Genomic DNA, 1288 nt, shown 5'->3' with positions numbered 1-1288 from the left:
ATAGCTTAACCTTTCGGGGAGGGCGTTTACCACGGTGTGGTTCATGACTGGGGTGAAGTCGTAACAAGGTAGCCCTAGGGGAACCTGGGGCTGGATCACCTCCTTACCTATACGACTAACTCAATGCTTGTTGAGTGTTCACACAGATTACTTGATAGAAAGAAAGAGCAAAAAATATACGCGTGTCTATTTAGGCGACGTTAATTTGTTTTAAGGCAAGGCGCTTGAGAAGAGAAAGAGGGAATGTAGTTCACTACATGACTAATTGAACGACGAAAGCAACGCTGAATTGGGACAAAGAAACAAGTATAAATGGGTCTGTAGCTCAGCTGGTTAGAGCGCACCCCTGATAAGGGTGAGGTCGGTGGTTCAAGTCCACTCTGACCCACCAAAATCTTCGTGTTACTACGTTATGTAGTTCGTCGTTTAGCAAGCTAAACGTCCTCACTACATGCCTTGTTACACTCGATTTGGTCATTTATACCGTATATATTTTGTTTGACTGCATGTAAATGGGGCTATAGCTCAGCTGGGAGAGCGCCTGCCTTGCACGCAGGAGGTCTGCGGTTCGATCCCGCATAGCTCCACCATTTACTTGTTGGTCTTACTGATTATTTAGAATTTAAGTTCATTAATCATGTAATACCACAATTTACTTTGAACGTTATTAGGAATGACTCCTGATTGACGAAGTAAACTTACTTTTCCAGCAAGAAGTAAGGCATGCACATGGATATAGAGATGCCAAAGATAAATGAAAAATTTATCTTTGGCTTTTTTAAGCCCGCTCTTTAAAAATTTGGAAAGCTGATAGTGTTAATGTGAAAGGGACAGTGACTTACTTGTAGGTTGTTGTTTGTAGCATTAGCGCGAAAAATAAATAATTGAGTTCTCAAACACTTAAATCAAGTGCCGACTCTTTCTTAGAGATATTTCTCTAACGATTGGGTCAAGAGTATTCTTTTGGCGAAAGTAAACACCATTAGTTGCGATACATCTCGTTCTCTGCTTACCCGTAGAGAACAATAGATAATATCAGCGCAGCAAGTTGCGTTTTTGTCTAAGCCGTAAGTTGAGAGAGGAAGGAGTGTAGCGTGCTACATGACTAACGAACGAAGCTTGCAATACAGACAAAATAGCAAATCGCAAGCGAGAAAAAGATCCATGTGGGTTGTATGGTTAAGTGACTAAGCGTATACGGTGGATGCCTTGGCAGTCAGAGGCGATGAAGGACGTAGTAACTTGCGATAAGCGTTGGCGAGCTAGTAACAAGCATTTGAGCTAACGA

At 42.0% G+C, this 1288-nt stretch carries 2 tRNA genes and 2 rRNA genes; all 4 read left to right on the top strand.

The window, feature by feature from the left end:
* Positions 1–106 (top strand): 16S ribosomal RNA (locus FN961_RS25675); the annotation flags it as partial.
* A gap of 208 nt (positions 107–314) precedes the next feature.
* Positions 315–391, top strand: a tRNA-Ile gene (locus FN961_RS25670).
* Between the two features lie 123 nt (positions 392–514).
* A tRNA-Ala gene (locus FN961_RS25665) sits at positions 515–590 on the top strand.
* Between the two features lie 587 nt (positions 591–1177).
* Positions 1178–1288, top strand: a 23S ribosomal RNA gene (locus FN961_RS25660); the annotation flags it as partial.

This window comes from Shewanella hanedai (assembly GCF_007197645.1).
In the GTDB taxonomy this organism is placed as follows: domain Bacteria; phylum Pseudomonadota; class Gammaproteobacteria; order Enterobacterales; family Shewanellaceae; genus Shewanella; species Shewanella hanedai.
The sequence above is the reverse complement of the archived record's forward strand: the minus strand, read 5'-3'. Positions and strand labels throughout refer to the sequence as shown.